Consider the following 25,396-nt stretch of genomic DNA (forward strand, 5'->3'; position numbering starts at 1 on the left):
CCTCCTAAACGGTTATGGGAACGGATGTGGATGTGGATTAAGCTGCTCAGCCGTTAGTGGCTGTTTCACATATCCAAGTTTCATCGGCACCTTTAAGACTCTATCCATCCCTGCCAGTCGGGTAAATTGATGTCCGAATGTCATTGGTAGCATTCCTGGAATTAGTACTTTAACGCAGTGTAGCCCATTTCGACTTATTTCCGGCCTTGTCTGGTTCACCACAATCACATCGAGATTCAACCGACGGAACACCTGGATAATGTCTTTTAGGTCATCAGTAAGATCCGCATGTCTTTCCTTCCAACTGTACGACTCGTCAAACGTTTTTACTGGACGGTTGCTATTTAGCAAGAACTGGAGACGCTCCTGAGCTTTCGGTAAATTATAAAGCATGGAGTGGTCCTGCATTTCTTGCACCAGAAACGGATCATAAAACATTTGCTCCACCTTCCAACGTTTGGCATCAAATTGTTTATGAAGCATTTGCATGGTACCGACTAACTCATGAATTGCACTTTTTACTGCCTGAATGGGATCCAGGTGGGTTCCCGCCGCACAGATGAAATTCACTCCCTTTTGGTCCCTCTTTTTCGCTACCACCCAAACACTTGGAATCCCATTCTCCATCGTTGTGTTAAAAACATGTAAATCAAAACCCGTCACCTCCCGTAATCGCTGAACCATCAAATGTAATTCCAGGTCAGATTCGGAAGAAAGATCGATACGTGGTACCGGCAGTTTTGCGTACCAGGTCATTAAAAATGAGTCACGTTCCACGATTTCTAAAATGCCATAAAATATTGCCTCTTCCAAACTTCCACCTAATGCACATCCATTGGAAGTTTCATAAACAAACCCATCCTCACTCCCTGAGTTGTAATAAGGGAGCCACTGTGGAACCAAAATGGGACGTTCTTGTAAAAATGAATAACCCCAAACCCAATTCATAGCACGATCTGGGTCAAATGGGTGAAATGGAAAATTTGGTCGTTTATACTGTTCTTTTTCATGCAACCCAACTTTGAAAGGGTTAAGCGCCTGATCGGATATGCGGTTGAAACTGTCATGAATTACCCCATGATTACTACGGGGAGCCAAACCACAGTATCGTTCCAAACCTTCCAAAATAGCTGTTAGCTCACTTTTTGTATAGAAATGACTCCGGCCACCAGTTCCCACGTCTTCCTTGAATAAAGGAAGATTCACACTTATATCAGCAAACGGAGATAAGAGGTCCATATTTTTGCCATTTATCATACCAGTTCGATTATCCAGATAATCTTTTACGAGAACTTCCTTTAAATCATTTAGAGAATGGCTGCGGTAACTGTCAACGTTAATTTTTGGACTTGATTGAAGCGAAATTTGAGAATCCGTTGACATTTCATCGATTGATTGACCACAAACTGAACATAGTGGGTCTGGAAGAAAAGAATGAAGTGTACTTTTCATATTTTTCAGATTGATTATAAATAACCGTTCTTCCAAGTGGGAACCTCTGCCTTGCAATACTCTAAAGCTTTCCGTTGCAATTATATAAGCCATATGTATAAGGCCTGAACGTGATGCCCAAGCGTCATGTTTAATCCACTTTCCATGTTTTTCTAAATTTTTTTGCATCTCCCACATCTCTATACGATCGGGTCCTGCTATGATTCGGCGTAAATCTGAACATTTTGAGCATCCTGGTTTACCCGGACGTACCATTGGACCTATCACACCTTCTCCAAAAAAGACAAAGCCTCGCAACCAGGGGATACCAGTGGATTGCAGCACTTCCTCCGTCTTACGATGATTAGCAGGATCCCATGCATCGTCTAACACCAGTGCTAAGTTAGCAGTTTTTGAGTCTTCCTTTTTAAAATTAGTCTGATGAATGACATGGTATTCGACAGATAATTCTGCACATACAAATTCTGCCAATAAACCTTTTCCAACAACTAACACCTTAGCACTCATTTAAATTCCTCCTCTCGTAACAATACCCCAAACATTCCTGCCAATCTCTCTTTCAAATACGATTCCGGTATCAGTTCAAATGCCAATAGCTGCTTATGATTTTGTTTCAAATTCTTCAAGGCAGACTGTAACATGTCCAATTGTGTCATCTCTATACTAGTTGGAATTACACGACATTGTGATTCGTTTTCTTCAGTAACCACAGAGGAAATCTCCACTGTGTATATTGAGGAGGAAACTGCTTTGTTTTGAACCTTTGACAGTGCATGTTGCAAAACATTTCGTGTGGCAATGGTCACATTGAACCCAACACCGCCATACCAACAATCTTTAGTACCAACCCAAACTACAGGGAAGCCGGATATCTCCTCCCCTAATCCGATTATTGGAACTTCCTGCATCTTCGTTAATGCTTGCAAATAAAATTGGCTACGTTCATCTTCTATTGCATTTAATTTTATTGGTACAACAGGGGGCTTTTTCTTCTTATACTTATTTCTAAGTTCCTCAGCTAAACACTTTTGCAATCCCCGGTAAACCCCTTCTATAATCGTTTCTCCAGCCCCAATACCAATAAATACCTCCTTATCCATCTTCTTTACCCCTATTTCCTGATAGAAGGAGATACTTTCAATGAATTGGCTTTTCATTTGTGATAAATATGCTTCAATACCGGTTAAAGCCGTTTCTCTACATGCTTCTTCATGCGTTAGACCAGTACAAATTATTTCAGGTAAAAGCTCGGCCGGTTCTTCCGAGATTGGGTCAGCTACCTTAACACGGCATTGAGCCAATGGAAGCTGTTTTAAATCACCCTCCTCCCAAACATGAAAAATCCCTGTTACTGTCGATGTCAAGGAACTGAAGTAATGAAGTACTCCATCTAATTCATTCTTATTTGAATTTTGTTTAAGTAGAAGATTAAGATTTCGAACCCATTTAGCTGACACACTTCCTGTTACAAGCGGATGGGGGATAAAAGAATGCCAATTTCCTTCAAGTGTCTCAAGATTAAGTAAAAACAATTGAGGATTCTGTTTTTCCTCCAATCCTGTAATGGCTTTAAATAATTTAAACACAATAACATTTGCCAATAGTGCTCCTGCCGTTGAAGAGAAAGTGTGCAACTTGGGGTCTTTCTGAAGAACGTTACGGTGTACACGACGCCAGGCTGATTCCCAACATCCATCTTCCTCCGGATACACGAGTGGACCTGCTATACCTGCCTGCTGTATAATCATAGCAGGTAGTAAACACTTCTTCTCCTCCCTGCAAATCGAGTGAAGAACCTGTAATTCCTCTATTTCACCTTCTTGTGAGATATAGAGAATCCAGTCGAATGGTTGTATTATTTCACGCCAAAAACTTTCCCCGTCCTCCTTAAATGTGATCTCGTTTACATTTACCTTTAAATCTGTTTTACGGGCATTTGCGACTAATTCCTTTAAACGCTGCTTGTTAGTTACTGCTGAGTCAGTTATCACCATATCAAATTTAGGTAATCCAGATTCTAACAAAGCTGAAATTAGTGAAACAAAAAATGAACCTGATCCAATTGCTAATACTTTAGCCTCCCTGTACGATTGAAAACGATATGCACCGGATTCACTTAAATTATCTAATAGTTCGATTTGAGAAGCATACTTTTTATATACTTCTTTTGGAAGTTGATGAGGATGATCACGGCTTATATCACGAACAAAACCATTTGAATACAGCATATCGGCTATTTTATAAACATGGTCACGATATTGATTCGGTAACCCGTCCGTCAAGTCCTGCAATGTATGTCTCCCATTGAAAAGAGGGATTAGTTTTTCAATCCATTGATAGATTGTCTTCCCCTCTATATGAAACGAACATAAGTTATTACGAAAATATGCACCACCGTTTCCGTCGGGAATAAAAAAAGTGTCTCTTTTCACCTTAAGACGCATAGAAGGGTTTAATTTAGTCATTTTTTCCTCCTCATAACCATGAAATACTTCACAAATTGATAACCAACATCACATTACTATTAGGATTTTATGTCCTATCTATTTGTCCTCATTCATATAAATTAAAAAACCCCCACATGATTTAAATCTTCTTTATGCAGGGGCATTCTCTCCTAGAAAACCGCGTTTTTTAATCTTTTCTATATACACTACCTGCATGGCAATGATATTGAGTATGACAGTGGTGACAGTGAGCGTGACAATGGTACTGAGTATGACAGTGGTGACAGTGAGCGTGACAATGATACTGAGTATGACAGTGATGACAGTGTGCATGGCAATGATACTGGGTATGACAATGATGGCAGTGCCCGCTAACGTATTGAGGGTTAGCTTGAGGATCCCAGTATGTTACATTACCTTGCCTAAATTCGTCAACACCTAATTGTGTAAGTTCATTTTTAAAATTAACCATATTTATCCCTCCGTTTAATTAATAAGCCATAAAACATTAACGTGTTGTCTATTTTCTTAAACTCTATTAATTGTGTTTACATATAAAGGTTAGTTATTCATTGTTTGGTTTAAATACATCCCTCCTATTAATTTAGTTGTTTTAAAGTATGCAAAAATAAAAAAACAGGGACCAATATCACGGAAAATGGGCATATGTATCCTTTATCTTGAACAACAAGGTTTCTTAGAGCAAACTTACAAAAATAATTTATTAATACTTAAAAATTTATAATACTGGCTCCACCTCATACCTAATAGGTTCTTGTACCATTGTTATATGGATTATTGGTGCGATAGACAAAAAACTTACATATGGTAACCGAAAAAGTATGTTACTTGCTTTCGATGACTAAATAATTATTTGTCATAATATGTAAGACAGTACAAGTGGAATCCATCGATGGATTTAATGGCCCATATGACCCCTATGGTGCGGATAGAGATTGTAGCGACTTTAGTAGCCATCAGGAAGTACAAGCATTTATTGAAAGCAGCAGGGGGGACCCGCAAGTAATCCACATAGATTAGATGGTAGTAATAATGATTGTCTCGTATGTGAAAGTTTATAGGTAAGTTAATAAGTGGGATAACCTTGGTTATCCTACTTTTTTATTGAACTCCAGCCTAACCACCAGTTATATTAGTAGGCTTCGACTTGGGGAAAGGGAAGAATGGAGTCGTTTCTTATGAGAGGATATATTGCAGGTGAACCATCTACATATGATATTTACCATTGATGAAGGATTGAGAGATATTTTCCTTTGGCATCGTGAACTACTAAAACCTCTTATGGATGAGGCTGCTATGTTAGTAAAAGAATATTTTCAAAAGAAGGGTAAAGTAACACCAGGAATTATAACTGGATTACATACATTTGGATCAAGAATGAATTTCAAACCACATGCTCATATGATGGTAACTATGGGTGGGGTAACTAAAAAAGGAGAAGGGAAGGGATGCGACTTTATCCCATTTTCGATGCTTCGAAAGCAATGGTAGACGGTACATTCTTATGACCGTAATTATTTTGTCAGTTACTAAAGTATTTCATTTCTCATGCTTCAAAAAGTTTGGCTATATTGTTTAAGAAAACTTAAGTATTCCCTTGAAACAATTATGACTAAAAAATTAGAAAATATTCCCTTGAATTTTTTCTTAAAGTATTGTAAAATTAATTAACTGAAAATTTTGATAGGTTTCATATCTAAAATTATAGGGAGGTGGATTGGATGGTAACTGTCAAAATGTTAAAGCCTTATTACATTAAAACCGATAATGAGTATGTGCGCATCGTATTGGCATACCAATATTTCTCCGTCATGATTAATGAAAAAGACTATCAGTTCATTCCTATTGAGGCAAACGAATTTCGAATAAACCGCAGAACGCAAAAAGTAGAAAATGTCGATGCAAAGTTTGCATTTCAAAATGGGAAAGATGTTGTATACCTAACTCTGGCCAAACTAATTACCCTCCCCGATTTCTTGCAGCAGCTGCATTCCATTGCCGGATCATACTATATTGATGAAGACAATGAAGTAAGCACTGAAAAAAATATTGAAAGCGCAATCATTATTGATGAATTAGAAAATTGGAATGTAAGGCGGCTAATAGATAAAGCGTTAGACGAGCGTGATGAACATGCATTTCATGAGTTAATTAAATATCTATAACGTTAATGACATAAGAAGAAGCGGTCAGTTAGACTAGCTTCTTTTTTTATCGCGTGATTAACTGCTGTAAGAACTTAATGGGAAGAATTCGAGCTTTAAGAATGATAAGTGGGACGGGCAGCCTTCTGATTTGTTGAGCGTGTTAATCTAACAATCAGTGGGGGATGAAAAAAACCCCTCCCACACTGATTGAAGATTCACTTTATCTTAATTATTCAGGTCCAGTAGTATATCCGTCACTTTTTCATAAGCTTTTTGTGTATCCTCTTCATGTGAATTTTCTACCATCAAAGCAATTAAAATATCCTGTGCTTCGGTTGGGTAAGCGACAAACCAGTTGTTTTCGGCACCATCTTCATCTGCCGTTTGTTTTAACTCTACTGTTCCCGTTTTACCGGAAATAGGGAATTCATCAATGTTGGCATTTGTTGCGGTTCCATCTGTCACAACGGAGCGGAGTGCATCCTGAATAATTTGTGCTTCTTCTGCTGTAATTAAACCTTCTTTCCATATTTGACCGGTCTCTTCATCAGCAAGAAATATTGGCTTAAGCATATTTCCCTCATTTAAGAAGGTTGTATAAGCTGTAGCAAGGTGGATGGCTGTCATCTGCATTTGACCTTGACCATAGCTTGTATCAGCAAGTAAAACCTCATTATCAATCGTTCCACTATTTGAAATAGATGATGTTGTTACATCGTATTCATATGGCATTTCTTCTCCAAAGCCAAAGTTTTCAAGGCCTGTTCTTAAGGCGTCCGCACCCATTTCTACAGCTTTCATCGCAAAATAAATATTATCTGATCGTACTAACGCATCTTCTAAATCCACTGGTCCGTTTGAAGTGGATACTCGTGTTACCTGATAATCACCCCACGATTCTTTCCCCCATTGCAAACCTTCTATTTCAATCCCCTCTTCTGGAGTGATGGTTCCATTGTCTAAGCCAATTGCTGCAGTTATAGGTTTTATAGCGGAACCGGGTGAGAAGGAAGAAACGATTCGGTTGATTAAAGGCAGTTGTTCGTCCTGATCTAGTGATTCCATATATCTATCTGTTGTTCCGTACATAACTTCATTCGGATCAAAACTTGGACTGCTTACGAGTGCTAACGTTTCTCCGGTTTGAGGGTGGATGGCAGCAGCAGTTCCAGCATCCTCCCCGTAGGACTCGTAGATTTTTTCCTGAATGTTTATATCTAGGCTTAACACAAGATTTTCTCCATTTTTCGCTTCTTTCTCTGCAAGGATAACTTCATCTTTACCTTCTTTTTCAACGTAAATTTTAACTCCACGTTCTCCTTTTAGCTGTTCTTCAAATAATCGTTCCAAACCTCTTGCGCCAATCATATCGTCTGCTGCATAATTGTTTTCATCAAATTCTTCAAAGTCATCAGCACGGACTGTTCTTAAATAACCAGTTAAATGTGCAGCAGCCTCCCCGGCTGGATAAACACGACCGGTGGTGGTGCTAATCTGTATTCCATCAATCTCAAGTAATTGATTTTTAACAGCTTCTTCATCTTTGGATATTCGGGTGATAGGAACTGCCCATTCAGGCTGAACCCAGCTGGCATTTAGTTTGTTATCTATGCTTTCTACAGTAGTTCCAAGCAGCTCTGCAATTTCTTCAATAGACTGGTCAGCATTCTCACCTAATTTTTCCGGAACAATACTGACTTCATACACTTCATCATTAAGCGCTAATGGCATCTGGTTTCTGTCTAATATTTCTCCACGTTTCGGTTCTGAAGTACTAAATCGGATTTCCCCACCATCTTTAATTTCCGGAAAAATAAAACCTGAATCCCATTGGACAAACCAATTCTCTTCCTCTTCTTCGCCCTCTAAGTGAAGGGTGGCATCATAATCGAAGGAAATGGTTCCAGCAAGTGACTCCATTTGCACTTGAAAAGGAATGGTAGCAACTCCTTCTTCCATCGCCCTTTCAAGCACATCTTCCTCAAGTGGCTCATACGAAACCTGTAGCTCACTTACTTCCAGGTCTTCGTAAATTTTTTCTTTTCGCTGAACGGATTCTTCTTTCGTGTACGATGATTGTGATTCGGTAGAAAACATTTCATACATTTGGTCATAATTTTGCTCATTCCAATGACTTACAAAGGCATCAAACCGATCATTTGGTGTAACCTGATCATCGGAGCAAGCAACAAGAAAGATAAGGATAAATAATAAGAATCCAGCTTTTTTCACTTTGTACCCCTCCTATTACTTTATACCTAGCATTATAACATTAATACCCATTAAAAATGTATTTTTGATTGCAATTTCAAACGTCTGATTTGTTAACGTCATATACAAGAAAAGTCACACTGTTATATACAGGTGACTTCAAGATTAGCTTGCATCCATATGCTCTGATATTTCTGAACTAACACGGCTAAATTCTTCATCGGGCACGACATAATAGTATACACCACTAATCATTTGGCCATTTCCCTGAAGCTCAAGAGTCTGGATATCATGACGGGAGCTAAGATAATCGGAGAACAGAGTTTGAATTTTTTTTATATCCAAGTCTGTTTGCACATTGTTACCTAGGATATCTAGAATTTCACCAAATTTAGTAATACTTGTAAAACTTGCAGCTTCATCAATTGCTGCAGCTATGACTTCTCTTTGCCGTTCGTTACGTCCAAAATCTCCACGAGGATCCTCTTTTCTCATACGAATATAATCCAAAGCTTCTTCGCCATTTAAGTGTATTTCTCCTGCAGGAAAACTGGTTCCACCCTGATTGAACGCAAAGTCATTGTCTACGGTTACCCCACCTAAGGCATCTATTCCCTGTTCAAATCCCTCCATATTTACTCGGCCATATATATGAACGGGAATATCAAATGTTTCTTCTACGATTTGCACAGATAATTCGGTTCCACCAAAAGCGTATGCGTGGTTAATCTTATCCATTCCACGTCCTGGGATGTTTACGTACGTATCCCTTGGAATACTTAGCATAATCATCGAATTCGTGTTTGGATTCAGGGATAAGAGAATCATTGTATCGGAACGGCCCCTGTCGCCAGAGCGTTCATCCACTCCAAGCAGTAGTGCATTTACACTTTCTTTCTGAGAAAAACGCCCTTCTGTTTCTTTTTGGCGCTCATCATCTCTGGCAAGTGGGGTGTGCATGGTTTCAATCGCATTTCCCAGCTGATTCCATACGTAAAAGCCAAAACCACCAACGATTAACAAGAGGACAAGGATAATTCCTCCGACCCAATAAAGCCATTTTCTTTTTTTATTATTTTTTCTTTTTTCAGTTCTAGAGTTCACTCGTATTCTCCTCTATTTAAAAAATGTTGTTTATATATTACGAAGTTTGGAATATTTTAGAAATTGTTGTATAAATTATAACGGAATTGTCGAATGCCGTCTATGACAAGTTTTGTTTTAGGTTATGTATTTTACAAATAAATATAAATTGAAAAAATACCCATAAAAAAGATCTGGGATATTAAAACACTCCATTGTAAAAGCGAAGGATATAAGGAATTACGTGTTAAAAAGCTCATTTCTTAAATTTTGTTGTTTTATAATCACGCAGTAAATGCGACACAAGATACTGCTCAGTTGATTTCCTTTTCCGGCAGCCTTAAGGGATAACTAGAGTAGTTTTTATCAGAAAAGGTAAAAAAGTTAAAGCACTGTACTTAGCGAAGGAAATACACGGAGACTCCTGCGGGAACAGTGACCAGAGTGAGACCCCTAAAGAAGACAGCACGAGGAGGCTCACGGATTGCCCGCGGAAAGCGTAGTGTATTTCCGTAGCGGTAGATTATGCTCCAATATCATCTAAAAGTTACTTCGCAGTTTATGTATATAGTGACAAAGGGATTAGTAATCGTGGTTTCAATCTTTTACAGCCTTTAAAATGAAAAAATCCGAACCAATTCAAATTCTAATGGTAGAATTTTGAATCATCGTTCGGATTTTTCTTTAACTAAAACACTTTTGTTCCAGGGCCCCATGATTATTCAGCTTTAACAGGTATTGCGGTAATAATATATCTATCAGGTGCACTTCCAACAAAATTAAATGGATAACACGTTGTCAATGTTAGTACTTCTTTCCCCTGTGGCTTAATAATCGTTCTGTCATCCGCATCGACTATTTGTGTATCCACTATCTCATAAGAAAAATCACCATATGGGAGTTTCACAGTTAAGAAATCTCCCAATTCCAATTCGCCCATTCGGCGGAAAACCGTATCCCGATGGCCAGACAAAACAATTTGTTCACCTTGTGCTGGGTAAGCAGTCCCTTTATAATGTCCGACTCCTTTTTCCAGTTCATCTTCATCCGTTCCTTCTACAATGGGCAGGTCAGAGTCGAGTTTAGGGATATGTAAAATTCCGGCGGTTTCTCCAGTTTCAGGATAAAATTCATCTGGTTTTATATCTGCTGATGTCGATAGGTCTTCACTTGAAGCAGACGCATCTAATAATTCCTGTGCTTCCACTAAACTATTTTTCTGAGCGTTCTCCGTGGCAAACCATTGATAGCCACCAAAAGCTAAAAAGAAGATTCCGGTAATAATAAGTAAAAAAGAAAAAATTCTCATCGGCCAACAGCTCCCTCCTTTCCTCTAGTATAAACAGATACAGTAAAATATGGTAGTTATAATTTTGTTCTTTTTAACATTCATTTTATATCATTCACTTCGTTCTTAATAAAGTAATTTATGTTCTTATTAAAAAATAAAATAGTGAGTAAAACAAAGATAATTTAAGAAAACAAAAGAAAATCGTTCTTAATAACGTAAATTCGGGCTGATTTGGACCTTTGAGTAAATAGGTATTATGAATTATACTCTACTTGCGGTTTTCATTAAAGAACAAATTTCAGCATAAACGTTCTTTAAAAAGAACTAAATGTAGGTGGGAGGAGTAACATGAGATCAACCCGCGTTAGAAAGTTTAGAAAGCAGTATTGGAAGATTAAAACAGGTTTTCAATTATTTATTATTTGGTCTTGTATATTATTGGCTGGTATTTATTTTAACACATATACCAATGCAAGCTTTAACGATATCGAAGAGGTGAGTGCCAGGTTACAGGTTCAGTGGGAGCAAGAGGAGGAAGAATGGGATAAAAGTTCATTGGAGTTTTCTGAAAAGGATAGTGATTATGGCTTTTGTTCCGCAGAAATTACAGGCTTATTCTCTGTCATTAAAAATGTAGGAGATGGGGATATGGCGGGCTCGAGTGAGTTTGTTCTTCACTACGATCCGGATAAGGCACCTAATAAGAATAGACCAGGTGAGATTATTTATACAGGTACTATTAACCCATTAGAGAGTGGAGAATCCGTCATATTAAAGTATGAGCCGGATGAAATACATTCTTTACAGCCAGGCTATTACAAATTTAAGGCAAACCACCGACCTGGTCACGGAAATACAGACATTGATATGGAGCTTCAAGAAATCTGGGGAGAAAGCAGTATTACCATCACTCAGGAGGATCTAGAGAGTTGTACTGAAAGAAATGCCAATAAGGAAAGTCAAGAAGCAGAGAATGACTCTATAGAAGATGAACAGAAAGATTAGACGTTAGAAGACGATTTACCAGATGAAGTGGAAAAACCAAATGATGAAATAGAAGTGAAAAACGGTACCGACAAAGAAACAAGCAATGAAGATAAGGAAACAAATCAGCCCAAGAGTGAAGAGGATTCATCAGATGAATAAATAGATAAGGAGTCAGAAATAAGTGAAAAAGCAGAAGAAAATTAGGATACTTCCTTAGAAAACAAGGAAGAAACGACGGAAAGAGAGGAGGAAGAATAATTAAAAAAACAATGAAAATCATGAGTAATATTATTTCCACTCTATTAATTATGACACTTATCGTGATGACCTTTTTAGTCATTTCATCCAGAGCATCTGGTGGAGAACCGGAAATTTTCGGCTACCAATTAAAAACAGTGCTTTCCGGATCCATGGAACCAACATTTCATACCGGATCTATTATTCTCGTAAAAAAGCTGGATGAGGCAGGAGAGTTAGCAGAATCCGATATTATCACATATTTGCAGGAAAATGAACAACTCGTCACGCACCGAATTATAGAGGTTGTCCAACAGGGAGAATCCGTACTTTATCGCACCAAAGGAGACAGCAACGAGAATCCAGATACAAACTTAGTATTATCTGAAAATGTGGTTGCATTATACACGGGAGTGTCAATCCCGTTAGTTGGATACGTATTAAGTTATGCTGGGTCACCGCTGGGAGTAGCCATTTTATTGATAGCTCCTGGGTTGTTGTTAATTGGATATTCCATCGTGACAATTCGTCAAGCGGTGAAAGAAATTGATGCAAAAACGAAGGCACTTCAAGCTTCGGAAAAAGGAGAAACAGTATCTTAAATAAGGTCGAATCCCTTTTTAAAGGGTTCACAATACATACCCACTGGGTAGAAAAAATATTAAGGAGGAAACAAAGAATGGATTTCAAAAAGAAAATGGGAACAGGCATTTTAGCAGGAGCATTAGGTTTGTCGTTGGTAGGTGGGGGTACGTATGCAGCGTTTAATGACGTGGAGGAGATTGATAATTTTTTTTCAGCAGGAACGTTGGATTTAGTAACCAGTACGGATGTTTTATTTGACATTAGTAATTTAAAGCCGGGAGACCATATAACGGAAACACTAACTCTTACCAATAACGGCTCTTTGGAAATTGACGAAATTTTACTGAATGGTTTTGCTAGTGGCTGGGAGGATGTTCTTCATACTCACCTTACAGATAATGGGAAAAATAGTAAAGCAGAATTTTTATCTCAATTTCAAGTGGAAGTATTAGAAGAGGTAATTACCCTTAATGATCTTGTAAATAACTTTGAAGATAAGGAAATTACATTTGAAGGCACAGAAACCCCAGCATTAGTACCTGGTGAATCCATGGATCTTGAAGTGAAGGTTACATTTGTAGAAGATGATACAAGATATGACGATTCTAGACTGTTTGAACAAAATAAATATCAGGGTGAAGGTGCAACCATTAACTTAAGATTTGAAGCAACACAAATGCCTGGTGAAGAACGCAGTAACGATGCACAGTAGTAATTAAATTTTAAAAAACAGTTAACTTAAATAAAGGAGGAAACAATAATGACTTTTAAAAAGAAATTAACAGCCGGTGCGATGGCTGCAACATTAGGATTTTCATTAGTAGGGGTAGGGACATGGGCAGCATTTAATGATATCGAGGAAGTGAGTGCAGGAGTAGCTGCAGGAGAATTGGATTTAGTTATCAACCCAGCTGAAGGTCCAATTAACTTTGATATTTCCAATTTAAAACCAGGAGATAAGATGACAAGATCTTTTGAATTGGATAATAATGGTACGCTAGCTATTAAAGAAGTATTACTATCCATAGATCAAGTGGATTTCAATGACTATATACCTGAAGAAGGGCAAGCTGGATTTGGAGATGAAGATACTTACGGTTCAAATGATGCGGAAGAGTATCTGGATCAATTCCAAGTTACATTACTACGTACGGGAACTGAAGGAGCAGTAGAAGATATAATTGTAGGTACGGAACAAAAGGTAACTTTAAAAGATATCTATCTTGGAAGTGACAAGGTTCAAAAGGCAGTAGGAAATCATTGGGTGGATGGTCGTATTAACTTAGCTTCCACTGCTTCTAATCAGTGGGAAGGACTACCGGCTCAACCACATGATTTTGATACAGTAGAAATGACGATTGAGTTTGTTGAGTATTCCGACAGAGATGACCGTGGGGTAGAAGACCAAAATAAATATCAAGGTGACACGGCAGATATTACATTTAGCCTAGAGGCTACTCAATGGGATGGTCAAGAGATCACGGAAGCTGATTTAAATGAGAACGGCTATATTACTATTAACGAAGAAGCCAATAATGGAGAAAATTAAAGAGATTAGTTTATCAATAGGTAGAGGCCCAAGCCTCTACCTTATCTAAATATTTTGCTGGGAGGAGTTTCATGAAAAAGGGGATAGTTAGTCTGTTTATAATTGGGTTCATTTCTGTCTTAGGAGTTCTATCATCCATTCATGCTGTTACAACGACCAATTCCGATCAAGTCATTAACCTTACAACGATTCCCAGCGAAGTATTTTTTGACATGACCAATTTAAAACCTGGGGATTATATGCAAAAAGAGCTGATTGTTCAAAACGATGGAGAACAGGATTTTGAATACATATTTAACAATCAGTTTTTAAGCGGTTCTCGAAAGCTGTACGATGAATTGTTGCTCAGGGCAGAAAGTAAAACAGAAGTATTATTTGATGGAAAACTAACAGAATTTAGTGGTTTAGAATCCAGATTTCTACCAACAGGAGAATCAGAGACTTTAAAGTTCTTTATTGAGATGCCATATGAGCTTGGCAATGAATTTCAGGGGTTGACCAGTGTATTTCAATTTGAATTATCTGTTTCAGGAGAACAGGAAGCACTATCAACCACCACTAATTCCAGATTGCCTGATACAGCAACCAATATATTTAGCCTGCTGTTAATGGGTGCATTGATTGTATCGAGTGGAATAGGTTTATATGTATACAGCAGGATAAAAAGAGTAAGTAGTTAGTTATGGAAGGCTTTATATGTTGCAGTTATAGTCATTCTAAACAATCATAACCTTTACAAAACTAGAACCAACTCGACAAAACTAGTCACACAAAAGGGATAATTGGAGTAGTATAATAGACTTAATAAAAAAGAATCATCAGAAAAATGGCAAACTTATTGAAAGATAAGGGCGCAAAATCACAGGTCTAATGCTTTTAAGCAATGACGGCTGGTTTACCTGATGTAAATGGGGGAAGTTACGTTGAGTGAGTTAGTGAAAGATCTTACACTTGATAGCGAATGGGTCACATTGATCAAAGAGGCAAAGAACTTGGGGATGACTATAGACGAGGTACGAACATTTTTGAAAGACGAGAAAGAGGAAGCATAATATAAAGAATATTTGTGCTATATATAGAACTCCTCACCTTATTGTGGTATAATCCCATTGAAAGTGGGTGAGACAACTTGATAGGTGAAAAAATAAAACGTTTACGCCAAGAGAAAAAAATGTCCATTTCAGAGCTGGCCGAAAGAGCAGGTGTGGCTAAATCATATTTAAGTTCCATTGAGCGGAACCTGCAATCCAATCCATCTATTCAATTTATTGAAAAGATTAGTGACGTATTAGGTGTCTCTGTAAATGAGTTAATAAATGATGATTCAAATACAAATAATGAAAAGATATTAGATAGTGAATGGTTAGAAATTGTGAAAGAAGCGATGGATTCAGGAGTGACGAAAGAACAGTTTAGAGAGTACCTCGAATTTAACAAATGGCGGAAGAAAAATGAGAACTGAGTTTTTTAGCCAAACCGTGAAGCTCACATTGCTTTTCGGTTTTTTTCGTGTACAAATAAAAATTTTTATATGGATCTTTTCGCATAGTTTGTTGCTATTGATGCGATATAAAATGTAACATAACTTTAGATGGTATGGAGCTTGACCTACCGCTACGGTAATACACTACGCACACCTTAGGGTGGTTGCCGTAGTTAACTTTTAAAAGACTTACATATAGAAAAACAACCCGTATACAGGTGAATTTCATAGTCATATTTTCACTTTTCATGACGATTGCATATGCTATAGCAGATGAATTTCATCAAGGGGTCACGCCAAATGGTACACCATATATTGGAGATATATTCATAGATACTATTGGAGCAGCAGCTGCCGTTCTTTGTACTTTCACTTTTCGCAGGGGAGGGGCAGTAATAGTCCTTAAATTATAATCTATACGACTGAAAGGAACGACAAAACAGTAGAAATAATGACATTAATCTAGAATAAAATTCAATAGTGTAGTAGTATATTCCTGTAAGATAAATATAATAAATAACAAATATCGACACAACAGAGAATGAATCATGATATACTCATCTGGAAATGGTTATGAAAATATAATAAAAGGCGGGAAATCCTTATATGGGGGAACAGGAAAAATATAAGAGGATGTTAAAGCGGTTAATTGATGAAACGGAAAATCACCAGATTAAATCTGCCGAAGAATTAATTCAAAAGTTAGTGAAGGAATTATCAAACCAAAAATTAAGTGGAAATACACAAATGTAAAGAAGAAAAGCTACATTGCAGTAAAATGTAGCTTTTTTCTGTTATTCATCACTAGTTGATTCCACATCGATTTCGATATACTTCGGTTCAAGTTCTGAGATAATTGCCTGATCATTTGTTAAATCAACGATCCATTTTTGGAAATTCTCTTCGTCTCCATTCTTCACAAATACGATGAATTCTACGTTTTCCAAGTAATTGATTGTATCCAATAAATGTTCAGAATTGCGGATGACATTTTCCAATTTACCTAATAGCCCATAATCAACGGTTATAGAAAATCCGTTCATGAGCTGTCTTTTCACAATACCAGTCGTTTTAATTGCCTGGGATGTTGTGCTTCCGTATGCCCGGATTAATCCGCCAGCCCCGAGTTTAATCCCCCCGAAATAACGGGTCACAACAACGGCAGTATCTTTTAAATGCTGTTTTTTTAATACTTCTAATATCGGTACCCCTGCAGTCCCGCTTGGTTCTCCATCATCATTCGCTTTTTGAATTTCATCATGTTCCCCAATGAGATAAGCAGAACAGTTATGGGTTGCATCATGATGTTTTTTCTTGATTTCCGAAATAAAGTTTTGTGCTTCTTCTTCTGTTTGTACGCGGCGTACATATCCGATAAAACGAGATTTTTGAATGATAATTTGGTCGCTTCCTTCAGGTTTTACGGTATAATAGTAGGATAACATGTAACAAAAAACCTCCTGCATGGAAAAAATAGGTTTAAGGTTTTAAAAAAAAGGGTAAATTTTCCTGAGAAAATATTTTTGTCAACCCTATAAAAAACACAAAAACATACGTATAATTATAACATAGGTTGGTGGAAAACGATGGCGGTGAAGTTTAGTGAAAAAGCTTTAGATCATGTCATTGATGAAATGATCGAAGTGGTTGATCACAGTAAGGATGAGATTTTCAATATTAGTGAAGGGGCACGTTCTGAATACGAACGTCTTCAGATGGAATTAAAAGAAACAAAAGATAAAGTTTCCCAACATATTGAAAATGGTGATCAGCTAGAACAAAAGGTACGGTTTTCCAGACAACGTTTAGCAGAAGTCAGTAAGTATTTTGATAGGTATTCAGAAAAAGAAATTCGTCAAGTATACGAAAACACACATAAAATGCAAACAAAATTGGCCATGCTTCGTCAAGAAGAGAAAATTCTGCGGGAGAAGCGAGATGATATAGAAAGAAGACTCGTCAATCTTTCGAATACCATTGAGCGAGCAGAAGGCTTAGCCAGTAAGATTACAGTCATCCTTAATTACTTGCAGGATGATTTTAAACAAGTGAATGATATGATTGAAGATGCGAAAGAAAAACAGGCATTTGGTCTCAAAATCATTGAGGCTCAGGAAGATGAACGCCGAAAAATTTCACGGGAGATTCACGATGGTCCGGCACAGATGCTGGCAAACATTCTATTGCGTTCTGAAATAATCGGTAAGGTATATCGTCAAGGGGAACTTGACAAGGCAGTAGAAGAGATGAAACGGATTCGTGAGATGGTTCGTTCTTCCCTTTATGAAGTGAGACGAATTATTTATGATTTAAGACCAATGGCGCTTGATGATCTCGGATTGGTACCTACTATTAAAAAGTATATATCAACGATTGCTGATTATAACAATATAAAAGTAGATTTTATCATGATGGGGACAGAAAAACGGCTTAATCAAAAATATGAAATAGCATTCTTTCGTTTAATGCAGGAAGCACTGCAAAACGCAATTAAACATGCTGAAGCAACGCTAATTCAAGTGAAACTGGAAATTGGCCATAATTATTTAACATTAATGATTAAGGATAATGGAAAAGGCTTTGAAACAGACGTGAAAAAGGATAAATCCTTTGGCCTGATTGGAATGAAAGAACGGGTAGAAATACTTGATGGTCAGCTATCCATTCAATCCGAAATTGGAAAAGGGACAACAGTTTCCATTAAAGTACCATATAATGCTACTTAAGCGTTATAATATAAATAACAAAAAAATTACTAGATGCTCTTATAGTATAGTAATAGGGATATATCTGATATATCTAGGAGGAGAATAAAATGAGCGAAGAAAAAAAACATATTCGTATTGTTTTAATTGATGATCATAAATTATTCCGTGAGGGAGTTAAACGAATTTTAGAATTTGAACCTACATTTGAAGTGATTGCTGAAGGTAATGATGGTTCGGAAGCATCGAAATTGGTTAAAGAAAACAATCCTGATGTCGTATTAATGGATATAAATATGCCAACCATTAATGGCGTGCAAGCGACGGCTGACTTAGTCCGCTATTTTCCAAATACGAAAGTTATTATTCTATCGATTCATGACGACGAGAGTTATGTAACACATGCATTAAAAACCGGTGCACAAGGTTATCTCTTAAAAGAAATGGATGCTGACGCTTTAATTGATGCGATTAAAGTAGTAAGTGAGGGTGGTTCTTATTTGCATCCTAAAGTCACACATAATTTAGTAAAAGAGTACCGGAGACTGGCAAAAGAAAATGCTTCAGCTATTTCTGATAAAGGGATTGAATACCGTAAACCACTGCACTTACTGACAAAACGGGAGTGCCAGGTACTGCAATTGCTTGCAGACGGAAAAAGTAATCGGGCTGTAGCGGAAACTTTATACATCAGTGAAAAAACGGTGAAAAATCACGTAAGTAATATCTTACAAAAGATGAACTGCAATGACCGCACACAAGCAGTAGTTTCTGCTATCCGAAAAGGATGGGTAGAAGTTATTTAACCGTGTGATGTGTCCTTTTCGCGGGATTTTTGAACATCGTTAAAACAAGATTCATACATTTGTAAATACCCTAGTACATTGTGTACTGGGGTATTTTTATTGCAGGTTCATAAATATTAATGCTTTTTCTTATGGAATCATGTAAAATAATGCACATAAAGGCTTAATTAATGATAAGGAGAAGATATGACGATGAAGGTAGCTGTGATGACCGATAGTACAGCATATATTCCTGGCGAATTACGAAAGCAGCATAATATCCATATGGTGCCACTCAGTGTCATTTTTGGAAACGAAACCTATCAGGAAGAAGTAGATATTACGACTAAAGATTTCTATGAAAAGATAAAAAAAGCTGAAGAACTGCCTACTACTTCTCAGCCATCCATTGGTTTAATCGCAGCGAAGTTTGAGGAGCTTGCAAATGATTATGATGCTGTTATCTCGATTCATCTTTCCAGTGGAATAAGTGGAACGTTTCAGGCTGTTGTTAGTGCAGGGGATATGGTTGAAGGAATTAACGTATTTGCATATGACTCAGAGATTAGCTGTATAGCCCAAGGGTTCTATGCACTCGAAGCTGCGGATATGGTGAAAGCAAATAAATCACCAGAGGAAATTATTGCTCGTTTGGATGAAATGAAACAATCGTTAAGAGCATATTTTATGGTGGATGACTTAACCAATTTACATCGTGGTGGACGCCTAAACGGTGCCCAAGCTCTAGTTGGGGGACTCTTGCAAATTAAACCTATTCTGCACTTTGAAGATAAGGTCATCGTACCATTTGAGAAAATACGAACACGTAAAAAGGCGATCAATCGCATCATGGGAATGCTGGAGGAAGATGCGGCTAAAGGAAAAGAACTAAAAGTGGCATTTATCCACGCAAATGATGAACAAACTGCTATGGACCTTCAAAAAGCTTTTTCCGAAAAATACCCAACAATGGACACGACAATTAGTTATTTTGGACCTGTTATTGGTACTCACCTTGGGGAGGGTGCAATAGGGGTTGGCTGGTATGTAAAGTAACAAACATTGCTTTTGAAGATAGAAAAACAGCTAGAAACATTGAGCAGTCTGAATACATATAATCTCACATACATTTCCTTCTTATGAATGTTAGATTCCTCGTTCCAGGGAGAAAAGTAGTCAAGGTTTTAAGGTGGGGTGAAGTGTATTCAGGCTGCGCGGTCTCAAGCTGGCCGTTGTCTCTTAGTAATCGACTCCCTCCGCATCAATCAACTATCTCATCATAACTAGCTTATAATTGGTTTATCAAAAAAGCTATCTAAATTGGCAAAACTCCAAACTAGCGTAGTATATTTCTGCAGCGGTTAAACGCACCAGACGATCATTTTAAGTTTAGTGACAAAAAATATCTTTATAGTGAGACGCGTAATTCTTTTTTTAAAAAAGATAGAGGTGATTGTATGACAGACGAAAACTCCCTTCCTGAACACCTCCAATTAGATGACCTCTCCAGACAGTATTCAGGAAAGATGTTACTCCGCAAAGAAATCCATCTTGATGATTCCATGTTTCACCAACATCTTCGCGACAATCTATTTATCCCGCAACAATCGATTATCCGAAAAAAATTTGCCTACCAGTGCCAGCGATGTGGCAATCAAAATTCTTCTTTAATGGCAACCATTCCATGTTCTAAATGTAAGCAAACCCATAAGTACTGTCGAAAATGTATTGAGATGGGACGAGTGATAGAATGTGAATCCTTGTTTATATGGGGTGGGAAAAAGCCAAAATGGCCAGTATATGAACAGCCCTGTACTTGGGAAGGGCAGCTGACTCCTGTACAGCAAAAAGCTGCAGACCGTATGGTAGCAGCTATTCGAAAAGAAGAAAAGGAGCTGCTGGTATGGGCGGTATGTGGAGCAGGTAAAACGGAAATGCTGTTTCCCGGAATCACAGAAGCGCTACAGCAAGGAAAGCGGGTTTGTTTGGCTACCCCAAGAGCTGATGTTGTTCGCGAACTCCTCCCACGGCTGCAACAGGCGTTTCAGGATGTACCTGTTCAGGCGCTTTATGGCGGAAGTGAAACGAAGGAAGGGACAGCCCAATTAATCATTGCGACCACCCATCAGCTCCTTCGATATAACAGAGCGTTTGATGTTGTCATTATTGATGAAATTGATGCTTTTCCATTTCATGCGGACCCATCCCTTCCTTTCGTGGCAGATAGAGCAAAAAAAGAACAAAGTACAACCGTTTATTTGACAGCAACTCCAAGGAAGAATCAGCGCAGGAAAATATCCCGTAAAACACTTTCCCATGTATTTGTCCCTGTCCGTTTTCATGGGTATCCATTGCCCGTTCCCAAAGGAAAAATAAGTTTATCTCAAAAAAAAGAATTGCAGCAATATAAACCACCGGAAGCTTTTATAAAGTGGGTTAAAAAAAGAACGAATCCAAATCGTCAACTATTAATATTTGTACCAACCATTGGATTAGCTGAAAACCTGAAATTTCCAATCGGGTCTATGTTAAAAAGCGAGGGAATCATCGCATCGGAAAAAGAATTGGCTTCTGTTCATGCAGCGGATATAAAAAGGGAAGAAAAGGTATTGGCGTTTAGAGAAAGGAAATTAACGGTATTAGTGACGACCACTATTTTAGAAAGAGGAGTAACCTTTCCATCTGTGGATGTAGCCATTTTGGATGCAGGTCATACGGTTTTTGATGAGGCGGCTCTTGTTCAAATTTCTGGCCGGGCCGGGAGAAGTGTAAAGGATCCTACAGGTGAAGTTATGTTTTTTCATGATGGAAAAACAGAAGCGATGGAACAAGCAATTGAATCCATTAAATTAATGAATAAGCGGGGAGGTTTTCGATAAAGATGGATTGTGCTTGGTGTCAATCCGAAATTATTCCTCAAAGCAGCTGGTCCAATTTGTTTCTGTTAGATAAACCAGCATTATTATGTCCAGATTGTGAAGGTGAACTCGAATGGATACATGGAAACCGATGCATAAGGTGCAGTAGAACGACTCCAGATACACAATGTTCGGACTGCCTTTGGTGGGAGAAGCAGGGAGGTAGAGATTCCATTCAGTTCAATTTCTCTGTTTTTACGTATAACTCCATCATGCAAGCCATCATCACGAAATGGAAATATCGGGGGGACTATTACTTAGGAAACGTGTTTAAGGAATATTTTATTACTGCGTTTTATGAGAAGTTTGCCTTTTTGAAAAAGGATGCCATTGTTGTGCCTATCCCATTAAGTGAAGAACGATTAATGGAAAGGTGTTTTAATCAAGCCAAGATGTTAGCAGAATTTTTACCATTGGATAGTAAGGAAGTGATATCCCGGAAAGATGGAGAAAAGCAGTCGAAAAAAACACGAAAGGAAAGAATATTTTCAGAAAATCCATTTTTTATCACCGAACCTATTAACAAATCGGTCATTTTGGTCGATGATATATATACAACAGGTACAACATTGCGTCATACAGCCAAATTACTGGAAGAACATGGTTGTCCAAATGTTTACACAATGACTTTGGTCCGAGGATGAATGCTGTACAAAGAGAAGTGAGGGAATGACAATGGCAGAATTAGCAAATTGTGTACGCTGTGAATCGGTTTTTGTTAAGGGACTTCGAGATATCTGTCAAGATTGTTATAAAGAAGAAGAAAAAGCCTTTCAAACAGTGAATGAATTTTTACGTGATCGGAATAATCGAAAAGCTTCCATGCTTGATATAGTAGAAGCAACAGGGGTAGAGGATTGGTATATTACAAAGTTTATTAAGGAAAAACGATTACTTTTATCAAGATTTCCTAATTTAGCATATTCCTGTAAGGGCTGTGGAAATGATATTACTTCAGGGAAATTATGTAAAAATTGTCAGGAAAAAATTATAAAGGATTTAAAAACCGAAGAAGAACTTGAAAATAAATCAGAAGAAAGACACAGAAAAGAGAAAGCTGCTGCGAATACTTATTATACGTTGGATAAACAGAGTCGATAATAATCCTTTATTTTTTTCGATTTGTGCCGATATTAATAAAAGATAAGAAATGAGAGAAGGGAGAACCAGTATGAAAATTAATGGCCCTAATCAAACGAGCTTTAATCCATATAAAAATGTACTGCAAAAACAAGCAGAACTGAAAAAAGAGGTTAAGAAACAGGATCAGGTTGAAATATCCAGTGCTGCGAAACAGTTACAGGAAAGCGAAAAGCCTAATGAAAAACGAGCAGAATATGTTCAGTCAATTAAAAATCTTGTTGATTCTGGTGAGTATCAAGTGAACCCAGAAAAAACAGCGAAAAAAATGATTGAATTTTGGTCGAATAAATAAGAGGTAATATGTAATAAAGGAGGACTAATTTTGTCCGTAAAACCTATTATTCAGTCATTGGAAAAACTGATAACCTTACATGAAGAGTTGCTTACTATTTCTGAGAGGAAAACGGAACTGGTAAAGGAAGGTTCGGTTGAAGAACTACAAGCATTACTAGTAAAAGAGCGAAAGCATATTCGTGTATTGGAACAAACCGAAGCGAATAGGCAGCAAGAGGTGGAGAAGTGGTTAACTGCAAAAGGTCTTCCCACTGAGGATGTTACGATTACGAATATCCTCCAAATGGCGGAAAATGAAGCGGAGAAAGAAGAATTGGCTGCCGCTACTACCGCGTTAACAGATCTTATTTCGAAATTAAAGCAGCAAGAATCATTAAATCATGGTTTATTAAAACAATCCATGCAATTTGTACAGCTTTCCATGGAGTTATTGAATCCTTCTATTTCCAGCGTGAATTATGGAAAACAAAAGGAAGTTAAAAAATCAATGAGCCGTTCGCTTTTTGATTCACAAGCATAATTGGAAACAAATTTGGCAAGAGAGCCAATTTTTATAAAAGGAGAAAACAATGAGTACATTTCGTGGTTTAGAGATGGCAAAACAAGCCTTATTTACGCAGCAATCTGCGCTGCATACAACTGGACATAACATTGCGAATGCAAACACGGAAGGATATACAAGACAACGTGTTAATTTTGAGTCATCATTACCTTCTCCTAATGCATCAAGAAACAGGGAACAGATTCCTGGTCAACTGGGAACAGGAGTACAAGCAGGGTCCATTGAGCGGATACGTAATCAATTTTTGGACGAGCAGTTTCGTAGTGAAAACAGTAAATCCGGCTATTGGGAATCTAGATCAGAGGCATTAAGTCGGATGGAGAAATTGTTAAATGAACCATCTGAAACAGGTTTATCTGCTTCAATGGATCAGTTCTGGCAATCACTTCAGGATTTATCTGTGAATCCGGAAAACTCTGGTGCTCGGTCGGTTGTGTTGCAGCGTGGAGAAGCACTGACTGATACGTTTAATTATTTATCTGATTCGTTAAGTAATATTCGTGGTGATTTAAAAAACGAGATTGAAGTAACTTTGAAAGATGCCAATACGATTTTGACCGAAATAGATAAAATCAATCAGGAAGTTAGAAAGCTGGAAACCCATGGTTATACAGCAAATGATTTATATGATAAACGTGACTTGTTATTAGATGAACTATCCAATATCGTTAACATTGAAGTTACTTATAACAACAGTCACAGTTCATCAAAAACAGCAGATGGTGTAGCCACCGTAACAATGGTTGATGATACTGGTAACTCAATTGTCAAATTAATAAATGGTGAAGATGATACAGTAAATAAATTTACCGAAACAGATTTGTTTTCTGACGTAAATCATTTAGATGTCTTCTCGAATATGGTAATTGGAGATACAGAGGTCCCATTAAATAACTTACTGGCATCAAGTGGTTCATTAAGTGGACTGATTGAATCATTCGGTTACACATTGGATGGCGATGTGGCAGAAGGGGATTATCCTAGTTTCATGTCCAGACTTGATACGATAGCCTACGAATTTGTTAATACATTTAACGAAGTTCACGGTGAAGAACCTTTCTTTGGTTTTACTAGTGAAATGACAGATTTCAATGGTGCTGCAGGCTTGATTAACGTAGCGTTGAATGATCCTGAAAAAATTAATGCAGGCGAGCAAAAAGGCAATGGGGAAAATGCATTGAAGCTGGCAGAAGTAATTACAGAGCCCATGGAGAATCTGGATGATACTTCTATGAAACGTTTCTATGAATCTGTTATTGGTGATTTAGGAGTTATAGCGGAGCACGCAAATCGGATGACAGAGAACACGACCATTCTTAAATCCCAAGTAGAGAATCAGCGTATGTCTGTTAGCTCCGTATCACTGGATGAAGAGATGACCAACATGCTAAAATTCCAGCATGCATACAATGCAGCGGCAAGAAGTATGACGGCAACCGATGAATTATTGGATCGTGTTATTAATAACATGGGATTAGTAGGAAGGTAGGTAGTTA

At 37.7% G+C, this 25,396-nt stretch carries 26 protein-coding genes, 1 pseudogene and 1 riboswitch; of the genes and pseudogenes, 20 read left to right on the forward strand and 7 right to left on the reverse strand.

Annotated features, from left to right (window positions below; all coding sequences use genetic code 11):
- Window positions 1–12: 12 nt before the first annotated feature.
- The 3 genes from GMJ66_RS00250 to GMJ66_RS21110 form a co-directional block, all read right to left on the reverse strand.
- Window positions 13–1,959, reverse strand: coding sequence for a TOMM precursor leader peptide-binding protein (locus GMJ66_RS00250; protein ID WP_156288261.1), 1,947 nt, complete (start codon window positions 1,957–1,959; stop codon window positions 13–15).
- Entirely contained in the window at window positions 1,956–3,917 is a 1,962-nt protein-coding gene (locus GMJ66_RS00255) for a putative thiazole-containing bacteriocin maturation protein (protein ID WP_156288263.1), read from the reverse strand. The genes GMJ66_RS00250 and GMJ66_RS00255 overlap by 4 nt, the downstream gene beginning before the upstream one ends.
- Before the next feature lie 169 nt (window positions 3,918–4,086).
- Complete coding sequence (locus tag GMJ66_RS21110; protein ID WP_156288265.1) at window positions 4,087–4,371, reverse strand: heterocycloanthracin/sonorensin family bacteriocin; 285 nt, start codon at window positions 4,369–4,371, stop codon at window positions 4,087–4,089.
- A 695-nt stretch (window positions 4,372–5,066) separates the two neighbouring features.
- On the opposite strand from GMJ66_RS21110, the pseudogene GMJ66_RS00265 reads away from it, so the two are divergent.
- Window positions 5,067–5,408: pseudogene (locus GMJ66_RS00265) on the forward strand (transposase); the annotation flags it as partial.
- Window positions 5,409–5,641: 233 nt separating this feature from the next.
- Window positions 5,642–6,085, forward strand: a complete 444-nt coding sequence (locus GMJ66_RS00270) for an IDEAL domain-containing protein (protein WP_156288267.1) — start codon at window positions 5,642–5,644, stop codon at window positions 6,083–6,085.
- Window positions 6,086–6,292: 207 nt separating this feature from the next.
- Here the strand turns inward: GMJ66_RS00270 and GMJ66_RS00275 are convergent, their stop codons facing one another.
- The 3 genes from GMJ66_RS00275 to GMJ66_RS00285 form a co-directional block, all read right to left on the reverse strand.
- A complete protein-coding gene (locus GMJ66_RS00275) occupies window positions 6,293–8,299 on the reverse strand; it encodes a penicillin-binding transpeptidase domain-containing protein (protein ID WP_156288269.1) in 2,007 nt (668 codons plus the stop codon).
- A 144-nt stretch (window positions 8,300–8,443) separates the two neighbouring features.
- Window positions 8,444–9,382, reverse strand: a complete 939-nt coding sequence (locus tag GMJ66_RS00280) for an LCP family glycopolymer transferase (protein ID WP_156288271.1) — start codon at window positions 9,380–9,382, stop codon at window positions 8,444–8,446.
- Window positions 9,383–10,079: 697 nt separating this feature from the next.
- Window positions 10,080–10,670 carry a class D sortase gene (locus tag GMJ66_RS00285; protein WP_156288273.1) on the reverse strand — a complete coding sequence of 197 codons (591 nt, stop codon included), beginning with the start codon at window positions 10,668–10,670 and terminating at the stop codon, window positions 10,080–10,082.
- Between the two features lie 330 nt (window positions 10,671–11,000).
- Between GMJ66_RS00285 and tapA the strand changes: the two genes are divergently transcribed.
- From tapA to GMJ66_RS20345, 9 genes are all read left to right on the forward strand, one after another.
- A complete protein-coding gene (tapA, locus tag GMJ66_RS00290) occupies window positions 11,001–11,657 on the forward strand; it encodes an amyloid fiber anchoring/assembly protein TapA (protein WP_156288275.1) in 657 nt (218 codons plus the stop codon).
- 239 nt (window positions 11,658–11,896) lie between these two features.
- Window positions 11,897–12,478, forward strand: coding sequence for a signal peptidase I SipW (gene sipW / locus GMJ66_RS00295; RefSeq protein WP_156288277.1), 582 nt, complete (start codon window positions 11,897–11,899; stop codon window positions 12,476–12,478).
- A 77-nt stretch (window positions 12,479–12,555) separates the two neighbouring features.
- On the forward strand, window positions 12,556–13,173 hold the full coding sequence (locus tag GMJ66_RS00300) for a TasA family protein (RefSeq protein ID WP_156288279.1): 618 nt from the start codon (window positions 12,556–12,558) through the stop codon (window positions 13,171–13,173).
- Between the two features lie 48 nt (window positions 13,174–13,221).
- Entirely contained in the window at window positions 13,222–14,010 is a 789-nt protein-coding gene (locus GMJ66_RS00305; protein ID WP_156288281.1) for a TasA family protein, read from the forward strand.
- 71 nt (window positions 14,011–14,081) lie between these two features.
- A complete protein-coding gene (locus GMJ66_RS00310; protein ID WP_156288283.1) occupies window positions 14,082–14,690 on the forward strand; it encodes a M73 family metallopeptidase in 609 nt (202 codons plus the stop codon).
- Between the two features lie 138 nt (window positions 14,691–14,828).
- Window positions 14,829–14,913, forward strand: a riboswitch (cyclic di-GMP riboswitch).
- Window positions 14,914–14,933: 20 nt separating this feature from the next.
- Window positions 14,934–15,062 carry an anti-repressor SinI family protein gene (locus tag GMJ66_RS00315; protein ID WP_231514770.1) on the forward strand — a complete coding sequence of 43 codons (129 nt, stop codon included), beginning with the start codon at window positions 14,934–14,936 and terminating at the stop codon, window positions 15,060–15,062.
- Between the two features lie 77 nt (window positions 15,063–15,139).
- Entirely contained in the window at window positions 15,140–15,472 is a 333-nt protein-coding gene (locus GMJ66_RS00320; protein WP_156288287.1) for a helix-turn-helix domain-containing protein, read from the forward strand.
- A gap of 239 nt (window positions 15,473–15,711) precedes the next feature.
- The gene (locus GMJ66_RS00325; protein ID WP_269321854.1) at window positions 15,712–15,906 is read left to right on the forward strand and encodes a VanZ family protein; all 195 of its coding nucleotides are present in this window, start codon (window positions 15,712–15,714) and stop codon (window positions 15,904–15,906) included.
- Window positions 15,907–16,099: 193 nt separating this feature from the next.
- Window positions 16,100–16,246, forward strand: a complete 147-nt coding sequence (locus GMJ66_RS20345) for a hypothetical protein (protein ID WP_197046561.1) — start codon at window positions 16,100–16,102, stop codon at window positions 16,244–16,246.
- 41 nt (window positions 16,247–16,287) lie between these two features.
- Here the strand turns inward: GMJ66_RS20345 and GMJ66_RS00330 are convergent, their stop codons facing one another.
- Complete coding sequence (locus GMJ66_RS00330) at window positions 16,288–16,938, reverse strand: YigZ family protein (protein ID WP_156288291.1); 651 nt, start codon at window positions 16,936–16,938, stop codon at window positions 16,288–16,290.
- Between the two features lie 141 nt (window positions 16,939–17,079).
- On the opposite strand from GMJ66_RS00330, the gene GMJ66_RS00335 reads away from it, so the two are divergent.
- The 9 genes from GMJ66_RS00335 (at window position 17,080) to flgK (ending at window position 25,389) form a co-directional block, all read left to right on the forward strand.
- The gene (locus GMJ66_RS00335; RefSeq protein ID WP_156288293.1) at window positions 17,080–18,219 is read left to right on the forward strand and encodes a sensor histidine kinase; all 1,140 of its coding nucleotides are present in this window, start codon (window positions 17,080–17,082) and stop codon (window positions 18,217–18,219) included.
- 89 nt (window positions 18,220–18,308) lie between these two features.
- Entirely contained in the window at window positions 18,309–19,004 is a 696-nt protein-coding gene (locus GMJ66_RS00340) for a response regulator (RefSeq protein ID WP_156288295.1), read from the forward strand.
- 192 nt (window positions 19,005–19,196) lie between these two features.
- A complete protein-coding gene (locus GMJ66_RS00345) occupies window positions 19,197–20,039 on the forward strand; it encodes a DegV family protein (protein ID WP_156288298.1) in 843 nt (280 codons plus the stop codon).
- A gap of 401 nt (window positions 20,040–20,440) precedes the next feature.
- On the forward strand, window positions 20,441–21,862 hold the full coding sequence (locus tag GMJ66_RS00350) for a DEAD/DEAH box helicase (protein ID WP_156288300.1): 1,422 nt from the start codon (window positions 20,441–20,443) through the stop codon (window positions 21,860–21,862).
- Between the two features lie 2 nt (window positions 21,863–21,864).
- Window positions 21,865–22,545 carry a ComF family protein gene (locus tag GMJ66_RS00355; protein ID WP_156288302.1) on the forward strand — a complete coding sequence of 227 codons (681 nt, stop codon included), beginning with the start codon at window positions 21,865–21,867 and terminating at the stop codon, window positions 22,543–22,545.
- Window positions 22,546–22,576: 31 nt separating this feature from the next.
- A complete protein-coding gene (locus GMJ66_RS00360; protein WP_156288305.1) occupies window positions 22,577–23,002 on the forward strand; it encodes a TIGR03826 family flagellar region protein in 426 nt (141 codons plus the stop codon).
- A 70-nt stretch (window positions 23,003–23,072) separates the two neighbouring features.
- The gene (gene flgM, locus GMJ66_RS00365; protein WP_156288307.1) at window positions 23,073–23,336 is read left to right on the forward strand and encodes a flagellar biosynthesis anti-sigma factor FlgM; all 264 of its coding nucleotides are present in this window, start codon (window positions 23,073–23,075) and stop codon (window positions 23,334–23,336) included.
- 30 nt (window positions 23,337–23,366) lie between these two features.
- Window positions 23,367–23,858 carry a flagellar protein FlgN gene (locus GMJ66_RS00370; protein ID WP_156288309.1) on the forward strand — a complete coding sequence of 164 codons (492 nt, stop codon included), beginning with the start codon at window positions 23,367–23,369 and terminating at the stop codon, window positions 23,856–23,858.
- Between the two features lie 49 nt (window positions 23,859–23,907).
- Window positions 23,908–25,389 (forward strand): flagellar hook-associated protein FlgK, encoded by a 1,482-nt coding sequence (gene flgK / locus GMJ66_RS00375; protein WP_156288311.1) that lies wholly within the window; start codon window positions 23,908–23,910, stop codon window positions 25,387–25,389.
- Window positions 25,390–25,396 lie beyond the last annotated feature (7 nt).

The sequence above is a fragment of the Oceanobacillus salinisoli genome (assembly GCF_009733865.1).
GTDB classification, from domain to species: domain Bacteria; phylum Bacillota; class Bacilli; order Bacillales; family Amphibacillaceae; genus Oceanobacillus; species Oceanobacillus salinisoli.

Coding starts and splice junctions, on each gene's coding strand:
- GMJ66_RS00255 (WP_156288263.1), bottom strand. CDS start 3,917: ATGACTAAATTAAACCCTTCTATGCGTCTTAAGGTGAAAAGAGACACT.
- GMJ66_RS00350 (WP_156288300.1), top strand. CDS start 20,441: ATGACAGACGAAAACTCCCTTCCTGAACACCTCCAATTAGATGACCTC.
- GMJ66_RS00330 (WP_156288291.1), bottom strand. CDS start 16,938: ATGTTATCCTACTATTATACCGTAAAACCTGAAGGAAGCGACCAAATT.
- flgK (WP_156288311.1), top strand. CDS start 23,908: ATGAGTACATTTCGTGGTTTAGAGATGGCAAAACAAGCCTTATTTACG.
- tapA (WP_156288275.1), top strand. CDS start 11,001: ATGAGATCAACCCGCGTTAGAAAGTTTAGAAAGCAGTATTGGAAGATT.
- GMJ66_RS00360 (WP_156288305.1), top strand. CDS start 22,577: ATGGCAGAATTAGCAAATTGTGTACGCTGTGAATCGGTTTTTGTTAAG.
- GMJ66_RS00270 (WP_156288267.1), top strand. CDS start 5,642: ATGGTAACTGTCAAAATGTTAAAGCCTTATTACATTAAAACCGATAAT.
- GMJ66_RS00345 (WP_156288298.1), top strand. CDS start 19,197: ATGAAGGTAGCTGTGATGACCGATAGTACAGCATATATTCCTGGCGAA.
- GMJ66_RS00335 (WP_156288293.1), top strand. CDS start 17,080: ATGGCGGTGAAGTTTAGTGAAAAAGCTTTAGATCATGTCATTGATGAA.
- GMJ66_RS21110 (WP_156288265.1), bottom strand. CDS start 4,371: ATGGTTAATTTTAAAAATGAACTTACACAATTAGGTGTTGACGAATTT.
- GMJ66_RS00355 (WP_156288302.1), top strand. CDS start 21,865: ATGGATTGTGCTTGGTGTCAATCCGAAATTATTCCTCAAAGCAGCTGG.
- GMJ66_RS00285 (WP_156288273.1), bottom strand. CDS start 10,670: ATGAGAATTTTTTCTTTTTTACTTATTATTACCGGAATCTTCTTTTTA.
- GMJ66_RS00340 (WP_156288295.1), top strand. CDS start 18,309: ATGAGCGAAGAAAAAAAACATATTCGTATTGTTTTAATTGATGATCAT.
- GMJ66_RS00300 (WP_156288279.1), top strand. CDS start 12,556: ATGGATTTCAAAAAGAAAATGGGAACAGGCATTTTAGCAGGAGCATTA.
- GMJ66_RS00310 (WP_156288283.1), top strand. CDS start 14,082: ATGAAAAAGGGGATAGTTAGTCTGTTTATAATTGGGTTCATTTCTGTC.
- GMJ66_RS20345 (WP_197046561.1), top strand. CDS start 16,100: ATGGGGGAACAGGAAAAATATAAGAGGATGTTAAAGCGGTTAATTGAT.
- flgM (WP_156288307.1), top strand. CDS start 23,073: ATGAAAATTAATGGCCCTAATCAAACGAGCTTTAATCCATATAAAAAT.
- GMJ66_RS00305 (WP_156288281.1), top strand. CDS start 13,222: ATGACTTTTAAAAAGAAATTAACAGCCGGTGCGATGGCTGCAACATTA.
- GMJ66_RS00250 (WP_156288261.1), bottom strand. CDS start 1,959: ATGAGTGCTAAGGTGTTAGTTGTTGGAAAAGGTTTATTGGCAGAATTT.